Annotated in this window: 20 protein-coding genes and 3 tRNA genes; 8 read left to right on the top strand and 15 right to left on the bottom strand. The window is 65.4% G+C overall.

Annotation, left to right across the window (positions count from 1 at the left end; genetic code table 11):
• Positions 1-181: 181 nt before the first annotated feature.
• The 6 genes from J7I84_RS17470 to J7I84_RS17495 form a co-directional block, all read right to left on the bottom strand.
• Complete coding sequence (locus J7I84_RS17470; RefSeq protein ID WP_214945808.1) at positions 182-796, bottom strand: DsbA family protein; 615 nt, start codon at positions 794-796, stop codon at positions 182-184.
• 13 nt (positions 797-809) lie between these two features.
• The gene (gene clpX, locus J7I84_RS17475; RefSeq protein WP_214945809.1) at positions 810-2,090 is read right to left on the bottom strand and encodes an ATP-dependent Clp protease ATP-binding subunit ClpX; all 1,281 of its coding nucleotides are present in this window, start codon (positions 2,088-2,090) and stop codon (positions 810-812) included.
• 174 nt (positions 2,091-2,264) lie between these two features.
• Positions 2,265-2,924: an ATP-dependent Clp protease proteolytic subunit gene (locus J7I84_RS17480; RefSeq protein ID WP_138606612.1), complete on the bottom strand. Its 660-nt coding sequence runs from the start codon at positions 2,922-2,924 to the stop codon at positions 2,265-2,267.
• A gap of 37 nt (positions 2,925-2,961) precedes the next feature.
• Complete coding sequence (locus J7I84_RS17485; RefSeq protein ID WP_285291241.1) at positions 2,962-3,585, bottom strand: ATP-dependent Clp protease proteolytic subunit; 624 nt, start codon at positions 3,583-3,585, stop codon at positions 2,962-2,964.
• 233 nt (positions 3,586-3,818) lie between these two features.
• A complete protein-coding gene (tig, locus tag J7I84_RS17490) occupies positions 3,819-5,231 on the bottom strand; it encodes a trigger factor (RefSeq protein ID WP_214945811.1) in 1,413 nt (470 codons plus the stop codon).
• 79 nt (positions 5,232-5,310) lie between these two features.
• Positions 5,311-5,385 (bottom strand) — tRNA-Pro (locus J7I84_RS17495).
• 131 nt (positions 5,386-5,516) lie between these two features.
• Between J7I84_RS17495 and J7I84_RS17500 the strand changes: the two genes are divergently transcribed.
• Positions 5,517-5,590: transfer RNA gene (locus J7I84_RS17500), tRNA-Gly, on the top strand.
• 159 nt (positions 5,591-5,749) lie between these two features.
• Here J7I84_RS17500 and J7I84_RS17505 read toward each other — a convergent pair.
• From J7I84_RS17505 to J7I84_RS17515, 3 genes are all read right to left on the bottom strand, one after another.
• Positions 5,750-6,709, bottom strand: coding sequence for a DNA-formamidopyrimidine glycosylase family protein (locus tag J7I84_RS17505; RefSeq protein WP_214945812.1), 960 nt, complete (start codon positions 6,707-6,709; stop codon positions 5,750-5,752).
• Positions 6,709-7,203 carry a ribose-5-phosphate isomerase gene (locus J7I84_RS17510; protein WP_018761584.1) on the bottom strand — a complete coding sequence of 165 codons (495 nt, stop codon included), beginning with the start codon at positions 7,201-7,203 and terminating at the stop codon, positions 6,709-6,711. The genes J7I84_RS17505 and J7I84_RS17510 overlap by 1 nt, the downstream gene beginning before the upstream one ends.
• Positions 7,204-7,275: 72 nt before the next feature.
• Entirely contained in the window at positions 7,276-8,310 is a 1,035-nt protein-coding gene (locus tag J7I84_RS17515) for a hypothetical protein (RefSeq protein WP_214945813.1), read from the bottom strand.
• A gap of 171 nt (positions 8,311-8,481) precedes the next feature.
• Between J7I84_RS17515 and pepN the strand changes: the two genes are divergently transcribed.
• Together pepN and J7I84_RS17525 are read left to right on the top strand one after the other, a co-directional pair.
• Entirely contained in the window at positions 8,482-11,055 is a 2,574-nt protein-coding gene (pepN, locus tag J7I84_RS17520) for an aminopeptidase N (RefSeq protein ID WP_214945814.1), read from the top strand.
• Positions 11,052-11,525 carry an OsmC family protein gene (locus J7I84_RS17525; RefSeq protein WP_214945815.1) on the top strand — a complete coding sequence of 158 codons (474 nt, stop codon included), beginning with the start codon at positions 11,052-11,054 and terminating at the stop codon, positions 11,523-11,525. Before pepN ends, J7I84_RS17525 begins: the two co-directional genes overlap by 4 nt.
• On the opposite strand, the gene J7I84_RS17530 is transcribed toward J7I84_RS17525, so the two are convergent.
• Positions 11,522-12,520, bottom strand: a complete 999-nt coding sequence (locus J7I84_RS17530) for an NAD-dependent epimerase/dehydratase family protein (RefSeq protein ID WP_214945816.1) — start codon at positions 12,518-12,520, stop codon at positions 11,522-11,524. The genes J7I84_RS17525 and J7I84_RS17530 overlap by 4 nt on opposite strands.
• 66 nt (positions 12,521-12,586) lie before the next feature.
• Here J7I84_RS17530 and J7I84_RS17535 point away from each other — a divergent pair, with 66 nt between their 5' ends.
• Positions 12,587-13,270: a mechanosensitive ion channel family protein gene (locus J7I84_RS17535; protein ID WP_214945817.1), complete on the top strand. Its 684-nt coding sequence runs from the start codon at positions 12,587-12,589 to the stop codon at positions 13,268-13,270.
• A gap of 1 nt (position 13,271) precedes the next feature.
• A complete protein-coding gene (locus tag J7I84_RS17540) occupies positions 13,272-13,730 on the top strand; it encodes a globin (protein WP_285291240.1) in 459 nt (152 codons plus the stop codon).
• A 43-nt stretch (positions 13,731-13,773) separates the two neighbouring features.
• Here the strand turns inward: J7I84_RS17540 and J7I84_RS17545 are convergent, their stop codons facing one another.
• Entirely contained in the window at positions 13,774-14,433 is a 660-nt protein-coding gene (locus tag J7I84_RS17545; RefSeq protein ID WP_214945818.1) for a hypothetical protein, read from the bottom strand.
• A 64-nt stretch (positions 14,434-14,497) separates the two neighbouring features.
• Between J7I84_RS17545 and J7I84_RS17550 the strand changes: the two genes are divergently transcribed.
• Complete coding sequence (locus tag J7I84_RS17550; RefSeq protein ID WP_214945819.1) at positions 14,498-15,418, top strand: acyl-CoA thioesterase II; 921 nt, start codon at positions 14,498-14,500, stop codon at positions 15,416-15,418.
• Between the two features lie 90 nt (positions 15,419-15,508).
• On the opposite strand, the gene ettA is transcribed toward J7I84_RS17550, so the two are convergent.
• From ettA to J7I84_RS17565, 3 genes are all read right to left on the bottom strand, one after another.
• Complete coding sequence (gene ettA / locus J7I84_RS17555; protein ID WP_214945820.1) at positions 15,509-17,191, bottom strand: energy-dependent translational throttle protein EttA; 1,683 nt, start codon at positions 17,189-17,191, stop codon at positions 15,509-15,511.
• Between the two features lie 61 nt (positions 17,192-17,252).
• Positions 17,253-17,813, bottom strand: coding sequence for a DUF6993 domain-containing protein (locus J7I84_RS17560; RefSeq protein ID WP_214945821.1), 561 nt, complete (start codon positions 17,811-17,813; stop codon positions 17,253-17,255).
• 175 nt (positions 17,814-17,988) lie between these two features.
• Positions 17,989-18,540: a single-stranded DNA-binding protein gene (locus J7I84_RS17565; RefSeq protein ID WP_214945822.1), complete on the bottom strand. Its 552-nt coding sequence runs from the start codon at positions 18,538-18,540 to the stop codon at positions 17,989-17,991.
• A gap of 207 nt (positions 18,541-18,747) precedes the next feature.
• Between J7I84_RS17565 and J7I84_RS17570 the strand changes: the two genes are divergently transcribed.
• Positions 18,748-18,820, top strand: a tRNA-Arg gene (locus J7I84_RS17570).
• Between the two features lie 89 nt (positions 18,821-18,909).
• On the opposite strand, the gene J7I84_RS17575 is transcribed toward J7I84_RS17570, so the two are convergent.
• Positions 18,910-20,136: an ROK family protein gene (locus tag J7I84_RS17575; protein WP_214945823.1), complete on the bottom strand. Its 1,227-nt coding sequence runs from the start codon at positions 20,134-20,136 to the stop codon at positions 18,910-18,912.
• A gap of 149 nt (positions 20,137-20,285) precedes the next feature.
• On the opposite strand from J7I84_RS17575, the gene xylA reads away from it, so the two are divergent.
• Entirely contained in the window at positions 20,286-21,473 is a 1,188-nt protein-coding gene (gene xylA, locus J7I84_RS17580) for a xylose isomerase (protein ID WP_214945824.1), read from the top strand.

The raw sequence follows: 21,473 nt of genomic DNA on the forward strand, positions 1-21,473 counted from the left end.
GCCGATGGCTGCGTCAACTTACAAATCACTGAATCTTTGGTTCCTGCGTCCCCTTCTTTCGAAGTGGTAGGAACAATTGTTCTCCTGCTCCGGTCCACGTGCAAGGGCCCCGGGAAAACTACATACCGGTAGTTTTCCCGGGGCCCTTGGACGTGTCACGCCGTTGCCGGCAGACCGGTGCTTAGTGGAATTCCGGGCTCTCCGTGCGGCTGCGCTTCAACTCGAAGAAGTGCGGATAAGCGGCAATGGTCGTTGTGGCGTCCCAGATCCTGCCAGCGTCCTCGCCACGCGGAATGCGGGTCAGGACCGGCCCGAAAAACGCTGTTCCGTTGAAAGCGACCACGGGGGTTCCAACGTCCTGGCCCACGAGCGATATGCCTTCCCCATGGCTGGCACGGAGCAGTTCGTCGTAAGCGTCGGTGGTGGCGGCATCGGCCAGGGAGGCGGGAAGGCCGCACTCAGCGAGGGCTTTGGCGATGACCCCGGCCCGGTCTTTTTCTCCCTGGTTGTGGATCAGCGTTCCCATGGCGTCGTACAGCGGCTTGATGACCTGGGGCCCGTGCTCTTCCCGGGCGGCTATGATCACACGGACCATGCCCCACGCGTTGTCCATGGACTCACGGTATCCCGGGTCCAGGTCACGTCCTTCATTCAGGACGGCCAGGCTCATGACGTGCCACTCAGTCTCGATGTCGCGGACGGCTTCCACTTCGCCGATCCAGCGGGAAGTCACCCAGGCGAACGGGCACAGGGGGTCGAACCAGAAGTCGGCTTTGCTCTTTGCAGGTACAGTCACAGGGTCCTCTCGGTCAGGCAGACTTACGGCGCTTGGCCACGTGCGGAATCATGGTGGGCTCGGCGCCCCGCAGGACCACGTCTTCGGTGATCACCACGCTGGCTACGTCCTCGCGGCTCGGAAGATCGAACATCACGGGAAGCAGGACCTCCTCCAGGATGGCGCGGAGGCCACGGGCACCGGTGCCCCGCTCCAGGGCCTGGTCGGCAATGGCATCCAGTGCGGCGTCGTCAAACACCAGCTCCACACCGTCAATCTGGAACATCTTCTGGTACTGCTTCACCAGGGCGTTCTTGGGGGTGGAAAGAATCTGGATCAGGGCGTCGCGGTCCAGGTTGGACACGGTGGTGATCACGGGAAGCCTGCCGATGAATTCGGGGATCAGGCCGAACTTCAGCAGGTCCTCCGGCATGACCTCACCGTAGGAGTCCACCTTCTTGCTGGCCTCGTTCAGGGGGGCGCCGAAGCCGATGCCCTTGCGGCCGGAGCGGGAACCGATGATCTCTTCCAGGCCCGCGAAGGCACCGGCGACGATGAACAGGACGTTGGTGGTGTCGATCTGGATGAATTCCTGGTGCGGGTGCTTCCGGCCACCCTGCGGCGGCACCGAGGCAACGGTCCCCTCCAGGATCTTCAGGAGGGCCTGCTGCACGCCCTCGCCGGACACGTCCCGGGTGATGGAAGGGTTTTCGCTCTTGCGGGAGATCTTGTCGATCTCATCGATGTAGATGATGCCCTGTTCGGCCTTCTTGACGTCGTAGTCAGCGGCCTGGATGAGCTTGAGGAGGATGTTCTCCACGTCTTCGCCCACATAACCGGCCTCGGTCAGGGCGGTGGCGTCCGCCACTGCGAACGGCACGTTCAGCCGGCGGGCGAGGGTCTGCGCGAGGTAGGTCTTGCCGCAACCCGTGGGGCCGATGAGGAGGATGTTCGACTTGGCGATTTCGACGTCGTCGTGGTGTCCGCCATCCCCCAGGTTTCCGGACTTGGGCGCATGGCCCGCCTGGATCCGCTTGTAGTGGTTGTAGACCGCCACGGCGAGGGAACGCTTGGCGGGTTCCTGGCCGATGACATATTCCTGCAGGAAGTCGAAGATTTCGCGCGGCTTGGGCAGTTCGAAGCTGCCCAGGTCAGCGACCTCCGCGAGCTCCTCTTCGATGATTTCGTTGCACAACTCGATGCATTCATCGCAGATGTAGACACCGGGGCCGGCAATGAGCTTGCGCACCTGCTTTTGGCTCTTTCCGCAGAAAGAGCACTTCAGCAGATCCGTGCTCTCGCCAATCCGAGCCATATATGAACCCCTTAGTATCCTGCTGCCAGGCAGCCCTGCACCATTGCTGAAAATCTTCCCGGCCAGCGAGGCCGGGTTGTGACACCATCCACTCTAGGTCACATTCGGTGCCAAGGGTGGAATGAAAAGGCCGGTGCGGCCAAATGAACTGGGCCGCACCGGCTTTCGGTACTGCTATCTCGTGATCGCCTGGGGCTTGATCTTGCGTGAGTCAAGCACCTGGTCGATGAGGCCGTACGCCTGGGCCTCGTCGGCGGTGAGGATCTTGTCGCGTTCGATATCGTTGTTGACCTGCTCGGACGTGCGTCCGGAATGCTGGGCCAGCGTGTCCTCCAGCCAGGAACGCATGCGCATGACTTCTGCGGCCTGGATCTCCAGGTCGGAGGCCTGTCCGCCCTGGCCGCCGGACAGTGCAGGCTGGTGGATCAGGACGCGCGCGTTGGGCAGTGCCAGCCGCTTGCCGGGAGTACCGGCCGCCAGCAGGACGGCGGCCGCACTGGCGGCCTGGCCCAGGCAGACCGTCTGGATCTCGGGGCGGATGTACTGCATGGTGTCGTAGATCGCCGTCATGGCCGTGAACGAGCCGCCGGGAGAGTTGATGTACAGCGTGATGTCCCGGTCCGGGTCCGTGGACTCCAGGACCAGCAGCTGGGCCATGATGTCGTCTGCGGAGGCGTCATCCACCTGTACGCCGAGGAAGATAATGCGGTCCTCGAAGAGCTTGGTGTACGGGTCCTGGCGCTTGAAGCCGTAGGGGGTGCGTTCCTCGAACTGCGGCAGGACGTAGCGGCTGGACGGAAGATTACCGGCTGACCACCCGAAGTTGTAGTTCATTGTGTTTGCTCCTGATCGAAGGGGTTCTGGATGCCGGTTAGTTCTGGGAGGCTGATTCGGCCGAGGAATCGTTGGACGTTCCGCCGCCGCCTGCCACGGAGCCGGCGTGCGCGGCGATCTTGTCGAAGAAGCCGTATTCGAGGGCCTCGGTGGCAGTGAACCACTTGTCGCGGTCGTTGTCCTTGAGGATGGTTTCAACGGTCTGGCCGGTCTGGTCAGCCGTCAGTTCCGCCATGACCTTCTTCATGTGCAGGATGAGCTCTGCCTGGATCTTGATATCGGACGCGGTACCGCCGATGCCGCCGGAGGGCTGGTGCATCAGGACGCGGGCGTTGGGTGTGGCATACCGCTTGCCCTTGGTGCCCGAGGACAGCAGGAACTGTCCCATGGAGGCGGCCAGGCCCGTGGCGACGGTCACGACGTCGTTCGGGATGAACTGCATGGTGTCGTAAATGGCCATGCCTGCCGTGACAGAGCCGCCGGGCGAGTTGATGTAGAGGTAGATGTCCTTTTCCGGGTTCTCGGCCGAGAGCAGGAGCAGCTGCGAGCAGATCGCGTTGGCGTTGTCGTCACGCACCTCCGAGCCCAGCCAGATGATCCGCTCCTTGAGAAGGCGGTTGTAAATGTAGTTGTCCTGGGCTGCAGGATCGACGGTCGCCATCCGGGGGGCCTCTGAGTGCTGTGACATGTTTACTTACCTCTCACTGGTGACGGTGACATCACTGAAAATCACTACTTGGACACTAACCGGTTTCGCCGGTGTTTTGTTCGCGCACCGACGGCTGTTCGCTGACGGCGCACGATCATCGAATCAGCGGCGGGCTGCTTCCGGTCCAACGCGAACGGCCCCCGGATCGGAAGGATCCAGGGGCCGTTGCTGCGGGTCGGTGAGGACTATGCCTTGGCGTCTGCAGTGGTGTCTTCGGCTTCGACGACTTCGGTCTCAACAACGTCGGCCTCGGCAACTTCGGTTGCGTCGGCGTCAGCTGCTTCAGCGGCCGGAGCTTCCTCTTCGCCGCCGGGGCGGACGAAGTCGCTCAGGTCAACAGTGTTGCCCTCGGAGTCGGTCACCGTGGCCTGGCCGAGGACGACGGCCAAAGCCTTGCGGCGGCGGACCTCGGAAACCATCATGGGGACCTGGCCGCTCTGATCGATGATCTGGGCGAACTGGTTGGGATCCATGCCGTACTGGCTGGCGGTGGTGACGATGTAGTCGATCAGCTCGTTCTGGCTGACGTCGACTTCTTCCTTCTCGGCGATGGCGTCGAGGATGACTTCGTTCTGGAAGGCGCGGGCCGTGTTGGCGCGGACCTCTTCGCGGTGCTCTTCGGTGTCGTGCTCGCCGTCGCCGTGGCCGTTGCCCTCCTGGAAGTGGGCTTCGAGCTGCTCTTCGACCACCGAGTCCGGAACCGGTACCTCAACGAGTTCCACCAGCTTGTCCAGGACCTTGTCGCGGGCTTCAACGCCCTGCTCCACGATCTTGGATTCGGCGGCCTGCTTGGCCAGGTCTTCGCGGAGCTCGGCGAGGGTGTCGAACTCGGAGGCCAGCTGGGCGAAGTCGTCGTTCGCTTCGGGCAGTTCGCGTTCCTTGACGGCCTTGACCACAACCTTCACCTGGGCGGCTTCGCCGGCGTGGTCTCCGCCCACCAGGGTGGTGTCGAAGATGGCGTCCTCGTCGGCGCTGAGGCCGGTTACGGCCTCGTCCATGCCTTCAAGCATGGTGCCGGCACCAACCTGGTAGGACAGGCCCGCAGCGGAGTCAACCTCTTCGCCGTCGATCGTGGCGGTGATGTCGATGGTCAGGAAGTCGCCATCGGCAGCGGGACGGTCGACGGACTTCAGGGTGCCGAAGCGGCCGCGCAGTTCATCGAGTGCCTTGTCCACGTCGGCCTCGGAGGATTCCGCAGCGGCAACCTGGACCTCGATGCCGGCGTAGTCCGGGAGTTCGATTTCGGGGCGGACATCCACCTCGGCGGCGAACTTCAGGCCACCGTCGGTTGCGGAGGGATCGGGGACCTCGGTGATCTCCACCTCGGGACGGCTCAGGGGGCGGATGCCGGATTCCTGCACGGCAGCCTGGTACCAGCCGTTGAGGCCGTCGTTGATGGCGGTCTCCAGGACATAGCCACGGCCTACGCGCTGGTCGATGAGCTTGGCGGGAACCTTGCCCTTGCGGAACCCGGGAACCTGGATCTGCGACGCAACAGTCTTGTAGGCCGAGTCGATGCTGGGCTTCAGTTCCTCAAAGGGGACCTCAACATTGAGCTTGACCCGCGTGGGGGTGAGGTTCTCGACAGCGCTCTTCACGGTCTAAGTACTCCTGGGTTGTGGGATGGGTTTCTGCAAACGCAATGTGTGTCCAGGCCTGCTGGTCCTGGCCGCAGAGTCGGGGTGACAGGATTTGAACCTGCGACTTCCTGCTCCCAAAGCAGGCGCTCTAGCCAAGCTGAGCTACACCCCGTAAGTGCACAGGCAAGTCTACGGTGATACGCGCCGGGATTGCACATTTGACACGTAGGCCATGGATTAGGTTTAGTTGTATCCGGCTTGAACAGCCAGCCCGGAGTTTCCGCGAAAAACGGATCTTCCTTCGGGGACGTAGCTTAATGGTAAAGCCTCAGTCTTCCAAACTGATTACGCGGGTTCGATTCCCGTCGTCCCCTCCAGCACAAGAAATAGGTCCCTCCGTAGAGGGGCCTATTTGTGTTTAAGCCGACCTGGAAAACCGTCGTGGGGCACTTTCCGGCCGGAAATGCGGTATTCGGGATCAGCCGACGGCGTGTCCGCACCAAAGTGCCCCGTTTCGGGCCCGGCCAAAGAAGCTGCTACTCCTGCGGCTGCTGGCAGTACGGGCACCAGTAGAGGTTGCGCCCAGCAAGGTCCGCGATGAGCACGATGGCGCGGCATACCCGGCAGGGCAGTCCGTGCCGTTTATAGACGAAGTGCACATCCTCGCGGTGGGGGAAATGGGGGCCTTTGGGCGGCACGGGCATCCCCGCGGCGGCTGCCTTGGCCGCAGTGGTGCCGTCAAGGGCCCAGTATTTGGGTGGGGTGGTGATGATCCGCCCATCCGCGACGCCGTCATTCATAACGGCAACTATGTCCCGCCACAGCTTGCGGGCATCATTGTCCAACAGCGCACTGCCGGGAAGCCACGGGTCCAGGCGTCGGCGGAACAGGACTTCGGCGCGGTAGACGTTCCCGACGCCGGCAACCACCTTCTGGTCCATGAGCAGCGCCGCCAAGGGGGTCTTCCGCGCCCGGACAGTGGCCGCGAACCGGCCGGCGTCGCCGCGGAGGTTGCGCAGCGGGTCGGGTCCCAGCCGCGCGAGCACGCCATCCACTTCCGCGGCAGTGATGGTTTCACAGGTGGTTGCGCCCCGGAGGTCCGCCCAGCCGTGGCTGCCGGCGAGCCTGACACGCACGGCCCCAACGGGCGCCGGCGGACCCGCGTAAGGCGCGCCCCCGTCGTCGTCCTTGTCAGCGAAGGCCTCCTGCTCCCCCACCCGCCGCGGCGCACCAATGCTGGAAGCGCCGGCGAACGAACTGTCCCCCCCGAAGCTCCAGGCACCGTACAGGCCAAGATGGACGTGCAGCACCAGCGCGTTGTCGAAGTGGAGGAACAGGTGCTTGCCATGCGCCTCGGCAGCGGCCAAGGTATGGCCGTCCAGCAACGCCGCTCCCCCGCTGAACCTGCCCTGGGGGCTGGACACGGCGAGCGTTTCACCGGCGAAGACGTCCCCGAACTGCCGGGCGAGCCTGCGGACGGAATGGCCTTCAGGCACTACTCGATGACCTCGCCGGTTGCCTCATACGCCGCGATCTTGCCGATCCTGCGGACGTGGCGTTCGTCATTGCTGAACGGCTCGGCCAGGAACGCCTCAATCAGTTCGGTGGCTTCCTCCACTGAATGCTGGCGGCCGCCCACCGCCACCACGTTCGCATCGTTGTGCTCGCGGGCAAGCGTTGCCGTGGACAGGTTCCAGGCCAGGGCGGCGCGGACGCCCTTGACCTTGTTGGCGGCGATCTGCTCCCCATTTCCGGAGCCGCCCAGCACGATGCCCAGGGCGTGGACACCTGCCTGCTGGTCGGCGACCACGGCAAGGGCGGCGTTGATGCAGAACGACGGGTAGTCATCCTGGGCGTCGTAGACCTTGGGCCCGTGGTCCACCACCTCGTACCCCTTGCCGGTCAGGTGGGACACCAGATGGGCGCTGAGCTCCATGCCGGCGTGGTCGGTGGCGATGTGGACCCGCGGGAAGGCAGGGGAAGTGGTCACGTGCAAAAGTCCGTTCGGTTGTGGGAGCTGGCGGCCAGCCGGGTGGAGGCCGGAACGACACGGATAAGGATACTAGGGCAGCCCGGCGCCAGGGCTCGGGTCCTCCGGCGGGGGCGGCGGGGCTCCGCCCAGGCGGGCCCTGGCGGCCACCCGGGTCAGGACTTCGGCCAGCTGTGCGGCTGAGGCCTGGCTGCCGCCGCTGACGGCGAGGCGCTGGCCGTCAGTCTTGCTGACGACGACGGCGGGCCCGCTGCTGACGAGCATGGCCGCGGTTCCACGGTGGTGCCGGTAGCCCCACCCGCCATAGTCCGCGGCCCTGACCTCTGCTGCGCTGGCATCGGAAATGGCGCCGGCGGGCACATCCATGATCGGTACCACCCCGCCCAGCATGACCTTCAGTCCGCGCCGGTCCGCCCTGATGCGGGCAAAGAGGAACGCGGCGCCGACCAGTGCCAGGACCACCAGCAAGATCCCCAGCCAGGGCACCACAACGGCAATGAGGGCGGCCGGGAACAAGGAAGCGATGGCAATCATGACGAAGACCGAACTCCGCGCGTGGACCCAGAGCCTGATGGTGTCCCGGGCAAGGTCCGGGTCCAGTTCCTTGGCGATGGCGATCTGCAGGGCCCTGTCGTCATCCGGTGACCACTGCCGGTCCGCTTTGTACACCATCGCCATGGAGACGCCGAGTGAAACCGCGGCGCCGCTGCCCAGGGCGAGGACCGTCATGTCCACGTGGGACTGCCGTGCGTCAGCCAGTCCGGTTTGGCCGATCAGTCCCGCGGCCAGGGCGGAGGTGATGAACAGGCTGAGGAAGAGCCCGGCACCCATCATGATCCTACGCATCATTACCGGCCTGCCGAGGGGCACCGCCTGGAGCAGGACCAGCCAGCCGGCAACGACAATTCCCGCGGCGCCAACCCCTACGTAGGCGCCGAAGGGCGCGAAGGCGGCACCGCCGCCGTCCGTCCAGCGGACGGCGAGCGGATCCGGAAGGTCCGGGCGCAGCAGCGAGGCGCAGTAGGCAAAGGCGGCGGCCAGGACGACGGGGAACCCGACGGCGAAGCGCAGGGCTTTGGTATCCACCGAATCCAACAGCTTTCCCATGCATTAAACGCTACCCCTGCAGCCGCCCGGCCACCGCGCGGCTTGTAAGGAGCGGGCTGTGAGCTGGGCAACTTGCCAAGGACACCAAGGATGAAAGAATGCATCACAGTGCCGGAACCGGGACCACCGGCCGGCAGCCGAAACTCTTTTGGAGGCCCTCCTTTGCCAGGTATGAACCTGACGCGCGCCGAAGCCCGTGAGCGCGCCGAATTGATCACCGTCGAGTCCTACGATGTCAGCCTGGACCTGACCCGCGGCGGAGAGGTCTTTGGCAGCACGACCACCGTGAAATTTGCTGCGTCGCCGGGATCGGCCAGCTTCATCGACGCCGTCACCCGCACCGTGCACAGCGTGACGCTGAACGGCCGCGGCCTTGATCCTGCCAGCGTGTCCGACGGTGTGCGGATCCAGCTGCCGGACCTGGCGGAGCACAACGAACTGACCGTGGTGGCGGACATGCCCTACATGAACACAGGCGAAGGCCTGCACCGGTTCGTGGACCCGGTGGACAACGAGGTCTACCTGTATACGCAGTTCGAGGTTCCCGATTCCCGCAGGATGTTTGCCGTTTTCGAGCAGCCGGACCTGAAGGCAACCTTCGCCTTCACGGTCACGGCGCCGTCCCACTGGGACGTCATCTCCAACTCCCCCACTCCTTCGCCCGTGGAAGCGGCGCCGGCGGGCGATGGCGCAGCCAGGTCGGTGTGGACGTTCGCACCGACGCCCCGGCTGTCCTCCTACGTCACAGCCCTGATCGCGGGTCCGTACGAGTCTGTCCGCAGTGAGGTGACCAGCTCGGACGGCCGCGTTATCCCGCTGGGAGTGTTCGCCCGGAAGTCACTGATGCAGTACCTGGATTCGGAGAACATCTTCGAACTCACGCGGCAGGGCTTCGGGTTCTTCGAGGCGCAGTTCGGCTGCCCGTACCCGTTCGAAAAGTACGACCAGCTGTTCGTGCCGGAGTTCAATGCCGGCGCGATGGAGAACGCCGGGGCGGTGACCATCCTGGAAGGCTACGTATTCCGCAGCAAAGTCACCGGGGCGCAGATCGAGCGGCGCGCCATCACTGTGCTGCACGAACTGGCGCACATGTGGTTCGGCGACCTGGTGACCATGCGCTGGTGGAACGACCTGTGGCTCAACGAGTCCTTCGCCGAATACATGTCCCACCTGGCGGCGGTGGAGGCCACCTCCTTCACCAGCGCCTGGACCACCTTCGCCTCCGTGGAGAAGTCCTGGGCCTACCGCCAGGACCAACTGCCCACCACGCATCCCATTTTCGCTGAGATCAACGACCTGCAGGACGTCGAGGTCAACTTCGACGGGATCACCTACGCCAAGGGCGCCTCGGTGCTCCGGCAGCTGGTGGCCTGGGTTGGCCCCGAACAATTCATGGCGGGCGTCCGCGAGTATTTCGCCAAGCACTCCTGGCACAACACCGAGCTCCAGGACCTGCTGGTGGAACTGGAGAAGGCCAGCGGCCGCGACCTGGACGGCTGGGGCCGGCAGTGGCTGGAGACAGCCGGCGTGAACACGCTGGCTCCCGAGCTGGACGTGGACTCCGATGGGAAGCTGCGGTCCTTTGCCATCCTGCAGTCCGCGGTTCCCGAGTGGCCCACCATCCGGCCGCACCGCCTTGCGGTGGGCTTCTACAACCTGGACGACGGCGGCAAGCTCACGCGGGTGCACCGCGAGGAGTTGGATGTGGACGGCGAACGCACTGAGGTGCCGGCACTGGCCGGCCTGGCCCGGCCGGACCTGATCCTGATCAACGACGATGACCTGGCCTACGCCAAGGTGCGGCTGGATCCGGCGTCGCTGGCCACCGCCACCGCCCACCTGAAGGATTTCGCCGAGAGCCTGCCCCGGACCCTTGTCTGGAACTCCGCGTGGGATGCTGCACGGGACGGTGAGACCCCGGCGCGGAAGTACGTGGAATTGATCCTTGCCAACGTGGCGTCAGAAACGGATTCCTCCGTCATCCTGGTCCAGCTTCGCCAGCTGGCCACCAACCTCAACTTCTATGTGGCGGAAGAACACCGCGAAGCCACCGCGGTGGCAGCCGTGGACCGGTTGTGGGACCTGGCGTCGCAGGTTCCCGCCGGTTCCGACGCCCAGCTGCAGTTCACCAAGTCCTTTTCGCTCCTGGCCCGCAGCGCGTCCCAGCTGGACCGGGTATCAGGCCTGTTGGACGGGTCGGAGGTCCTGGAAGGCCTCGCCGTTGACCAGGACCTCCGCTGGGAACTGGTGGCTTCGCTGGTGGCCGGTGGCCGGATGGGGCAGGACGGCATCGATGCGGAACTGCAGCGGGACAACACCTCCAGCGGCCAGAACGCCGCGGCCCTGGCGAAGGCTGCCATCCCCACCCCGGAGGCGAAGGCCGCGGCGTGGGAATCGATCGTGGTCAAGGGCGAACTGTCCAACGCGCTGCAGGGATCGGCTGTGGCCGGCTTCATGCGGGTCCTGGACCGCTCCCTCCTGGAGCCGTACTCCGAAAAGTACTTCGCGGCTGTGCCGGGCATCGTGGCAACCCGCACGCATGCACTGGCCCAGCAGATCGTCGTCGGCCTCTACCCGGCGCTGCTGACCACGCAGGCCACCATCGACCGGACGGACAGCTTCCTGGCGTCGCTGCCGGCGGAAAGCGCTGCGCTGCGGCGGATGATGCTGGAAAACCGCGACGGCGTTGCCCGCGCCCTGCGTGCCCGTGCCGCCGATGTCCTGCAGGAGGGCAGCCCCGAGTGAGCCTCCATGAACACCGGTACTCGCTGACGGTCCAGTGGACCGGCAACCTGGGTGACGGCACCTCGTCCTACCGGGGCTATTCCCGGGACCACGACGTGCTCATTCCGGGCCTGCCGGTATTGAAAGGCTCTGCGGATCCGACATTCCACGGAGACCGGGAACGCTACAACCCGGAGCAGCTCCTGCTGGCTGCGCTGGCCCAGTGCCATATGCTCTCCTACCTGCACGTGGCCGTGAAGCACGGTGTGGTGGTCACCGATTACCGGGACGAAGCCACCGGATTGATGCGGCTCAACCGGGACGGCAGCGGCCAGTTCGAGCAGGTCAGCCTGCATCCGCACGTGACGGTGGCGGATGCCGGGCAGGCTGAGCTGGCAGCCTCGCTGCACCATGAAGCAAACCAGGTCTGCTTCATTGCCCGCAGCGTGAACTTCCCGGTGGAGCACCAGCCGGTGACAGTGGCTGCCTAGGTTGGACCGCCGCCTTGGAGCAGGCCCACGAGGCGCTCCTCGGTGGCGGGTTGCAGGCCGGCCTTCCGGGGCCGGTCCAGCCCGCGGACGCGTTCATCGCCCAAGGTGTCGGACAGGGTTTCCTGCCACGGCCGCAGGACCATCCCTGCCGCTTTGGCTGCCCGGTTGCTGCGCGCCATGAAGCCCTCATGGTGCGGCGGAAGCCAGAGGGGCAGGGACCCGGGTCCGGACCAGTAGGTGATGCCCTGCTCCACCAGCCATTCTTCACTGGCGCTGATGGTCGAGGTGTGGGCGGCGGAGGCTTCGCAGCAGGCGCTGAGGAGGTCCGCAAAAGCCACCTGGTCCCCGCTGGCGTTGAAGGGGCCGGTGGTCCCCCGCTCCGTTGCGAGCAGGATCCAGGCCGCCAGGTCCCGGACGTCGATGGCCTGCGTGGGGTGCCGGCCGGTGTCCGGTATGAGCACGGGACCGGAGTTCCGGCCGAAGCGGGCGGGCCAGTAGCCGTACCGGTCGGTGGGGTCACCGGGACCGCTGACCAGGCCGGCGCGGCAGAGGTGGGCGTTGCCGTTTGTGGCAGCCAGGGTGGCCTTTTCGATGGCCACCTTGGACTCGCCGTAGTTCTCCGGGGTGGAGGCGGTTCCGGGGGTCAGTGCCGGCAGGAGCGCAGCATCCTCCGCCGCATCGGGAACTGAGTGGTCCGCGTAGGCAGAGCAGCTGGAAACGAAGGTCCAGTGCCTGGTCCTGTCAGCCAGGGCCGCAAGGGCCTGCCGGGCAGGTTCAGGGTCCCGCGCCACCTCGATCACCGCGTCCCAGGCGCCGGCTACCTCCGCGTAGGCAGCCTGGCCTGTTGAACGGTCCGCCCTGACCCATGTGGCGCCGCGGGGCGGCTCATCGGACGTTCCCCGTGCCAGGCACGTGACGTCATGCCCGGCGGCGACCGCCTGCGTGGCAATTTCCTTGGAGAGGAAGGCGGTTCCGCCGAGGATGAGGATGCGCATTGCTCCACGCTACGGCGCTAGGGTTGAAACAGAACAGAGCAATATTCCAAGGAGCTACTTCCACCCATGGTCAACATGTTGTCCATCCTTCCCCCTGCCACCAGCCAGCAGAGTGGCGTGAGCATCCCGGGCATCGTGATCAGCCTCGGCGTAGGCGTCGCCGTCTGGCTCGTGGCCACCTTCATCATTTCCCGCATCACCAAGCGGGTGGCCTCGGGAAGCAACTTTTTTAAGAAGCCCACCTTCAAATGGGCGGCTCCGGCTTTCCGCGCCCTGGACCACGAACGGCGTGTCCAGCGTGCGGAGACCATCGGTTCGCTGCTGAACAGCGTGGTCGGCGTGCTGGTGGTAATCATCACCGGCATGTACGTCCTGCAGAACCTGGACATCAACATCGCCCCGCTGTTGACCAGCGTGGGCATCCTGGGCGTGGCCATCGGCTTCGGCGCCCAGCAGCTGATCCGTGATTTCCTGGCCGGGATCTTCATCACCATTGAAGACCAGTACGGAATCGGCGACGTTATCGAAACCAGCGAGGTGGTGGGCGTCGTGGAGTCCATGGGACTTCGGATCACCCGCGTCCGCTCGGACGACGGCGCCATCTGGTACCTGCGCAATGGCGAGATCCTGCGCGTGGGCAACCGGTCGCAGGGGCGTTACGTTCCGCTGCATGAGTCCGGCGACGGGACTACCGACCAGGGCTCGGCGCACGTCGAGACCAAGAAGACTGACCAGAAAGCCGGTGACTAGCATGTCGCTTCCGATTGAGCCGCGCCCCGGGCAGCGGCCCCAGTTGATGCAGAACGACCCCTTCAGCAAGCCGTCCTACACCGACAGCTTCTACAACGCTGTGGGCGGCCACGACACCTTCGTGAAGCTCATCGATGTCTTCTACGACGGCGTGGCCACCGATCCCCTGCTGCGGCCGATGTATCCGGAAGAGGACCTGGCCCCGGCGAAGCGCCGCTTCCTGATGTTCCTCGAGCAGTACTGGGGCGGGCCCACAACCTATGGCGAAGAGCGCGGCCACCCGCGCCTGCGCATCCGGCACATGCCCTTCAAAGTCACGCCGGAGGCAAAAGACCGGTGGCTGTTCCACATGCGAACCGCCGTGGACGCCCTGGAACTGCCGCCGCTCCACGAGGAAACATTGTGGGACTACATGGAGCGGGCCGCCCTGTCCATGGTGAACAGCCCTTCCGGGGCCTGAGCCGCTTTCCCGCCGGCGCTAACGGGGCTGCGGCACCCTGCTCCTAAAGCAGGCCGTTGCCGGTCCGTGCCAGGACGTGGCCACGGGGTCCCGTGAGCCGGAACCAGCGGCCCGCCCGGTAAAGCTTCTGGTCGCCGTCACCCAGGAACCCCAGCGCGAAGGCTGCGAAAGCCGCGCCGGCGGGCAGGCCGGCGTCGTCCATTTCCCGCCCCCACACCGCGGCCCGTGCGTTGTTGACAATAAGGGCACCAGGCTTGTCCGGCACGATGCCCGCCACCTCCGCGATGCCCGCTTCGGCCGCAGCGCGCAAGCGGGCGTCGCTGACGGACCCCAGCAGTTCCCATCCGCCCCGTGGGGCGCCTACTCCGGTCCAGGACTCGGTGACGGTGGTTGGCGGAAGCGGCAACTCGACGTCGCCCTCCCCCGCACGTGCCAGCCGGTCCAGCACGGATGACAACGCAACTGTGACGTCTGTCCCGGACGGTTCCGCCAGCGCCATGGTGCGCAGGCCCAGGATTGTGGGAGTCGATTCGCCCAGCAGCCTGGGCCGCAGCACGCAAACGTACGCGGCAAGGACGGAGCCGGCGGCCTGGAGGCGGATGGCACCGTCGTCAATGGCTTTGGCCCGGGTGGCAAACGTCCTCAGGTCGGCGAGATCCCTGGGATCAGCGAAACGGAAGGACGAGGTAAGAAGTTCAGACACATCCAAAACACTACCGGCTGCACTCCGGTTGAGCGGTTCCCGGGGCGCCGTCTAGAGTCGGACCATGACTGAAGCCGAAGCCGGACTGCTGGCACCGCCAAGTGGCGACCCCACCTCATCGCTGATCGAACTGCTGGACCTTGGTGAGCTTGAGGGGGCCCGGACGGATGAGGACATTTTCCTTGGCCCCTCGCAGCAGCAGCCGCACCACAGGGTATTCGGCGGCCAGGTGCTGGCACAGTCGCTCGTCGCGGCCACCAGGACGGTGGAGCCGGAGCGGTTTGTCCACTCCATGCACGGCTACTTCCTGCGGCCTGGTGACGCCAACAAGCCCATCACGTTCGGCGTGCAGCGGCTGCGCGACGGGCGGTCTTTCTCCGCCAGGCGCGTCCACGCTTACCAGGACGGCGTGCCCATCCTGTCCATGATTGCCTCCTTCCAGGGCGAGGACGAAGGGATTGACCACGCCTCGGCCATGCCGGCCGGAATCCCGGACCCTGAATCCCTCCCCAGCACGGCTGATCTGCTGGGGAAGTTCGACCATCCCGTGGCACGGCACTGGGCGTATGAGCGGCCCTTCGACATTAGGCATGTCGAACCGGCGCTGTACGTATCGGCGGAAGGGCCGCGGGAGGCCCGCAACGCCGTCTGGATGAAGACCTTCGGTCCGATGCCTGACACCCCCAACCTCCACCGGGCTGCACTGGCCTATGCCAGCGATTACACGCTGCTCGAATCCATCCTTCGGCGTCATGGCCTGAGCTGGACCACACCGGGCATGAACGTTGCCAGCCTCGACCACGCCATGTGGTGGCACCGGCCCACGCGTGTGGATGAATGGCTGCTCTATGTCCAGGAGTCCCCGAGCGCCCATGGCGCACGGGGACTGGCAACCGGCAAGATCTTCAACCGCGAGGGCCAGCATGTGGCCTCGGTTGCACAGGAGGGAATGGTTCGTATCCCGACGGCACCCGACGCACCGTAGCTTCACAGGCACGCAGAAGGCCGGCACCCCGGGCATTGCCAGGGGCGCCGGCCTTCTTTGTGCTGTCAGCTCAGGCCGGGTTCCGCGCTGTTAGTCGCGGGTCAGGCGCCGGTGGGTCACACGGTGCGGCTTTGCAGCGTCAGGGCCCAGGCGTTCCACCTTGTTCTCTTCGTAGGATTCAAAGTTTCCCTCGAACCAGTACCACTTGGAGGGGTTCTCATCGTCGCCTTCATAGGCCAGGATGTGGGTGGCCACCCGGTCCAGGAACCAGCGGTCGTGCGAGACCACCACGGCGCAGCCGGGGAACTCGAGCAGTGCGTTTTCCAGGCTGCTGAGGGTTTCGACGTCGAGGTCGTTGGTGGGTTCGTCGAGGAGCAGCAGGTTTCCGCCCTGTTTGAGGGTCAGCGCCAGGTTCAGGCGGTTCCGCTCGCCGCCGGAGAGGACGCCCGCCTTCTTCTGCTGGTCCGGGCCTTTGAAACCGAAGGCGGCCACGTAGGCGCGGGAGGGCATCTCAACGTTGCCTACCTGGATGAAGTCGAGCCCGTCTGAGACGACTTCCCACAGGGTCTTGTTGGGATCGATGCCGCCGCGGCTCTGGTCGGCGTAGGAGATCTTGACCGAGTCACCGATCTTCAGCTCGCCGCCGTCGAGCGGTTCCAGGCCCACGATGGTCTTGAAGAGGGTGGACTTGCCCACACCGTTGGGACCAATGACCCCGACGATGCCGTTGCGGGGCAGGGTGAAGGACAGCCCGTCGATCAGGACACGCTCGTCGAAGCCCTTCTGGAGGTTCCTGGCCTCCAGGACCAGGCCACCGAGGCGCGGTCCCGGCGGAATCTGGATTTCCTCAAAATCAAGCTTGCGGGTGCGGTCCGCTTCCGCTGCCATTTCCTCGTAACGGGCCAGGCGGGCCTTCGATTTGGTCTGCCGGCCTTTGGCGTTGGAGCGGACCCAGTCGAGTTCCTCGGCGAGGCGCTTGGCCTGCTTGGCGTCCTTCTTGCCCTGGATCTCGAGGCGCGCGCGCTTCTTCTCCAGGTAAGTGGAGTAGTTGCCTTCGTACGGGTACAGGTGCCCGCGGTCCACTTCGGCGATCCATTCCGCCACGTGGTCCAGGAAGTAACGGTCGTGGGTGACGGCGAGGACGGCACCGGGGTAGCTGGACAGGTGCTGCTCGAGCCACAGTACGCTCTCGGCGTCCAGGTGGTTGGTGGGCTCGTCCAGGAGCAGCAGGTCCGGCTTCTGGAGGAGGAGCTTGCAGAGCGCCACGCGGCGGCGTTCACCACCGGAAAGGTTGGTGACGTCGGCATCGGCCGGCGGGCAGCGAAGGGCGTCCATGGCCTGCTCCAACTGGGAATCAAGGTCCCAGGCGTCCGCGGCGTCAATGGCTTCCTGCAGTTTGCCCATTTCGTCGAGGAGGGTGTCGTAGTCCGCGTCGGGGCTGGCCATCTCCTCGGAGATCTCGTTGAATCGCTGGATCTTGCCGTAGATCTCGCCCACGCCTTCCTGGACGTTGCCCAGGACTGTCTTTTCCTCATTGAGGGGCGGTTCCTGGAGCAGGATGCCCACGCTGTAGCCCGGGCTGAGCCGTGCCTCACCGTTGGAGGGCGTGTCGAGCCCGGCCATGATCTTGAGGATGGTGGACTTACCGGCACCGTTTGGGCCCACAACACCAATCTTGGCGCCCGGGAAGAAGGACATGCTTACGTCATCAAGAATGAGTTTTTCGCCAACAGCCTTACGGGCCTTGGTCATTGTGTAGATAAATTCCGCCATGGTCTCAAATCTAGTGGGTTGGCGGGCAGATCTCACATTTGCAGCCGGAACGCCAGCGGGATCAGGAGCCCACGAAGCACTTGCCGCTGGCCAGGACCGGAAGGACAGTGACGGTCACTGCACCCTCGCGCACTTGGCCGATGACGCAGTCCCTGCCCTGCAGCACTGCAGCCTCGATGGCGTCCGCCTCCAGCCCGGTGGGTGTCCGGCTTTGCGAGACCTGAAGCACGGCCGGCGCGATGCCCGCGCCTGTCAGGGCGTCGGTGACCTGGGCCGTGGCAGGTTTTGGTGTTCCAGCTGCCAGTTTGGCGAGAGTGTCCGTTACGGTCCGCTTCACGGTTTCGGTGGCTGCGGCATCTGCCGCTGCACCGCCTGGGCTGTTGGCCGGCGTTGCCCCGCCGGGCGCACTGTTTTGCGGGGCTGGATCCGAGGCCCAGGCCGCCGCTTCCGGCGTTGAAGGCGCTGCCGTTGTTGGCGGCAAGGATCCTGCACCGCTGCCCTCAACCACCGGTTTGCCAGTGGAAGAACCGGCAGCACACCCTGACAAGAGGGTGGCCAGGAACGCGCAAGTCAACGCTGCACCGGCACGGTTATTCAGCCGGCGGTAAGGGGTGGGAGGCATGGTGCCATTCTGCCATGGGGCCCGGATGCCGCGCCCTGCAGGACCGGTAGCGCAGGTCAACTCATTCCCGGCAAGGGACAAACATCTGTTGGCGGACGGACGGAGGGCGGCCGGGGGTGCCGCCAATCCGTCCGCCCGGGACTGAACAGGAACGCTGATACCTGATGCGTGTTTCCTAGACTTCGGCGAGTTCCCCCGTTTCGAGGTCAAGGGAGGCGAGCGCGCCGTCGCTGTCCTCAATAACGACAGCGGCATGGCCGTGGTCTTCGGGGTGTTCGTCCCGGCGGTCCTCGGGATCGTCCGGGCCCTGGTCCAATCCGGGGTCCTCGTCGGCGGCCGGCGGCTGCTCCACGAGGGAAAGGGCAGGCCTGGACGCGGTGCGGATGAAGTTGGCCGACCCAAAGGTAAGATCGTGCCCCACGGCTTCGGCATCGATGATGGTGGAGTGATAGACCCGCCCCTCTCTTTCCCAGGTGTGGATCTTCAGCTTGCCAACCACGATGACTGGCTGGCCTTTCCTGATGCTGCAGCCAAGGGTTCCGGCAAGGCTGCGGTAGCCCTGCACGGTGAACCAGTTGGTGTGGCCGTCACCCCAGGTTTTGGATTCCCGGTCGAAGCGGCGGGTGGTGGATCCGAGCCGGAAGGAGGCTGTTGCCACTCCTCCCGGCGTGGTGGAACTCGTGATCTCGGTGGCTACGAAGCCCCGGATGGTGATCGTTTCGCTCATGTCTACGTCCTGTCTGGATGGTGTCGCCTGTAGCAGGCATGACCAGCATCGCGCTGGATGCAACCTGGCAGGAGGCGTGGGTTTCCGTATGTGGACAACAGGCGCCGGCACGGCGCGTGTGGAGGAGCAGTGGAGTCCGAATGACGCCGCCGGCATCCCGGGCAATGTAAACTTTTTGTGGCGCCGGCCTGCAGGCCGGAAGCCGATGCCTCAGTAGCTCAGGGGATAGAGCAGCGGCCTTCTAATCCGCCGGTCGGGGGTTCGATTCCCTCCTGGGGCACGTTGTGGTGAGTCGAGACATCCTTCACGGATGAGTCGGGTCATCGGTAACACCCCGGTCTTCGGACCGGGGTGCGTCCGCTCCCGCAATTACGCGTGCAGCCGGTGCGGGGCTTCCACCAGGGACCGGATCACGCTGCCGGCAGCCCCCAGCAGGGCACCAAACTCCCCCACCGCGGACACTGTTACGTGCTCCGACGCATACTTGCCCGGCGCATATTTGTGCAGGCTGTTCAGCAACGGGGCACGCAGCCACGGCTCAAGGACCGCGAAGTGGCCGCCCAGTACCACCGAATCGATGTCCACCACCCGCGCCGTTGAGGCGAGTGCCATCCCCAGGCAGTAGCCCGCACGTTCCACGGCGGATACGGCTTTGGGTACCCCGGACTCCAGCGCCCGCAGGAGCGCGGACATGGTGGCAGAGCGTGAACCCCCTTCCGGGGCCAGGCCTGCAGCGGAGAAAATTGCGTCCTGGCCAGCCACCGTCTCCAGGCAGCCCGTCCCCCCACAGGAACAGTGCCCGCCGTCAGGGTCCACCACGATGTGTCCCACTTCGCCCGCATGGCCTCCGGGTCCCGTGAACAACTCTGAACCGATGACAATCCCGCCGCCGACGCCCACCTCCCCGGAGACGAAGAGGAAGTTTGATGCCCCGTCCGGCCGGTGCCGCAGTTCCGCCAGGGCCGCGGCATTGGCCTCGTTGAACAGCTCAACCCCCAGTGCAGCCTCGGGCAACAGGGCGTCGAGGTCGAGGTAAACATTGACCCAGCCCAGGTTGGGAGCAGTAAGCACCCGCGCCCCGGCCGGGTCCACCAGCCCAGGCACCGCCAGGCCGCCGCCCAGGATCTCCACACCCTGCTCCCCCGCCGTACTCCGCACCCTGGCAGCCAGGACTGCGAGCGCTGCAAGCACCGGCATGTCCTGGCTGTTCCGGTTGTCGCGCTCCTGCAGCTCGCGGAGCAGCACTGTTCCGGCCAGGTCAACCACTGCCGCGGAGATGTAGTCGACGTTGATCTCCATTCCCATGACCGCACGGCTGGGGCTCAGCTCCAGCCCTACGCCTGGCCGGCCACGCCCCTGTGGGTTCAGGCCGATTTCGCGGATGATCCCGGCGTCCAGGAGGTCAAGCACCAGGCTGGACACCGATGCCTTGGTCAGGCCAGTGGCCCCGGCAACCTGGGCGCGGCTGGGATGAGTGCCGGGCGGAAACTCGGCGATCGCACCCAGGACCAGGGCAAGGTTGCTGCGCCGGACATCCCCCACGCTTCCGGGGGCTGCTCCTCCCGGTCCCGCCAATGCAGGCGCCGGCATCACCATCACAAAGCTCCTCCGTCAGACGCTTCCGCCAAATTTTTCCAGCTGTCTCCGAGCTGGACTATTGACCCCACCCTACGTCCGCTCATATAGTTCAGGCAATGAACTAAAGCTTCGCAATCCCGCGGGGCACCCGATCGCAAGGACGCATCATGACTCTTTCCCCCACCCCCGCTGACAAGTTCACCTTTGGCCTGTGGACGGTCGGCTGGACCGGCGCCGATCCCTTTGGCGTGGCCACCCGTTCCGCGCTTGATCCCGTGGAGGCGGTCCACCGCCTGGCGGAACTCGGCGCCTACGGCATTACCTTCCACGACAACGACCTTGTCCCCTTTGACGCCTCGGCTTCGGAGCGGGACCTGATCCTGAAGAACTTCCGCGCAGCCCTGGCGGAAACCGGGCTGAAGGTTCCCATGGTCACCACCAACCTGTTCAGCCACCCGGTGTTCAAGGACGGCGGTTTCACCTCCAACGACCGCTCCATCCGACGCTTTGCCCTGTCCAAGGTCCTGCGCAACATCGACCTCGCCGCGGAGCTCGGCGCCGAGACGTTCGTGATGTGGGGCGGCCGTGAAGGCAGCGAGTACGACGGTTCGAAAGACCTGGCTGCCGCCCTGGACCGGATGAAGGAAGGCGTGGACACCGCCGCCGGTTACATCAAGGAAAAGGGCTACAACCTCCGCATTGCCCTCGAGCCCAAGCCGAACGAGCCGCGTGGCGACATCTTCCTGCCCACCGTCGGCCATGGCCTGGCCTTCATCGCCCAGCTGGAACACGGCGACATCGTGGGCCTGAACCCCGAAACCGGCCATGAGCAGATGGCGGGACTGAACTTCACCCACGGCATCGCCCAGGCTCTCTGGGCCGGCAAGCTCTTCCACATCGACCTTAACGGCCAGCGCGGCATCAAGTATGACCAGGACCTCGTCTTCGGCCATGGCGACCTCACCAGCGCCTTCTTTACCGTGGACCTGCTGGAGAACGGCTTCCCGGGCGGCGGCCCGAGGTATGACGGCCCGCGCCACTTCGACTACAAGCCCTCCCGCACCGACGGCTACGACGGCGTGTGGGAATCCGCCAAGGCCAACATGGCGATGTACCTGCTGCTCAAGGAACGGGCCCTGGCCTTCCGCGCCGACCCGCAGGTGCAGGAAGCCCTCAAGACCTCCGGCGTCTTCGAACTCGGCGAAACAACCCTCGCTGCCGGTGAGACCACCGGGGACCTGCTGGCTGACGCCGCCGCGTTCGAAGACTTCGACGCCGACAAGGCAGCCGAGCGGTCGTTCGCATTCGTCCGGCTCAACCAGCTCGCCATCGAGCACCTCCTGGGCGCCCACTAG

Origin of the sequence: Arthrobacter sp. ISL-85, from assembly GCF_018613675.1 — a bacterium.
Lineage (GTDB): Bacteria > Actinomycetota > Actinomycetes > Actinomycetales > Micrococcaceae > Arthrobacter.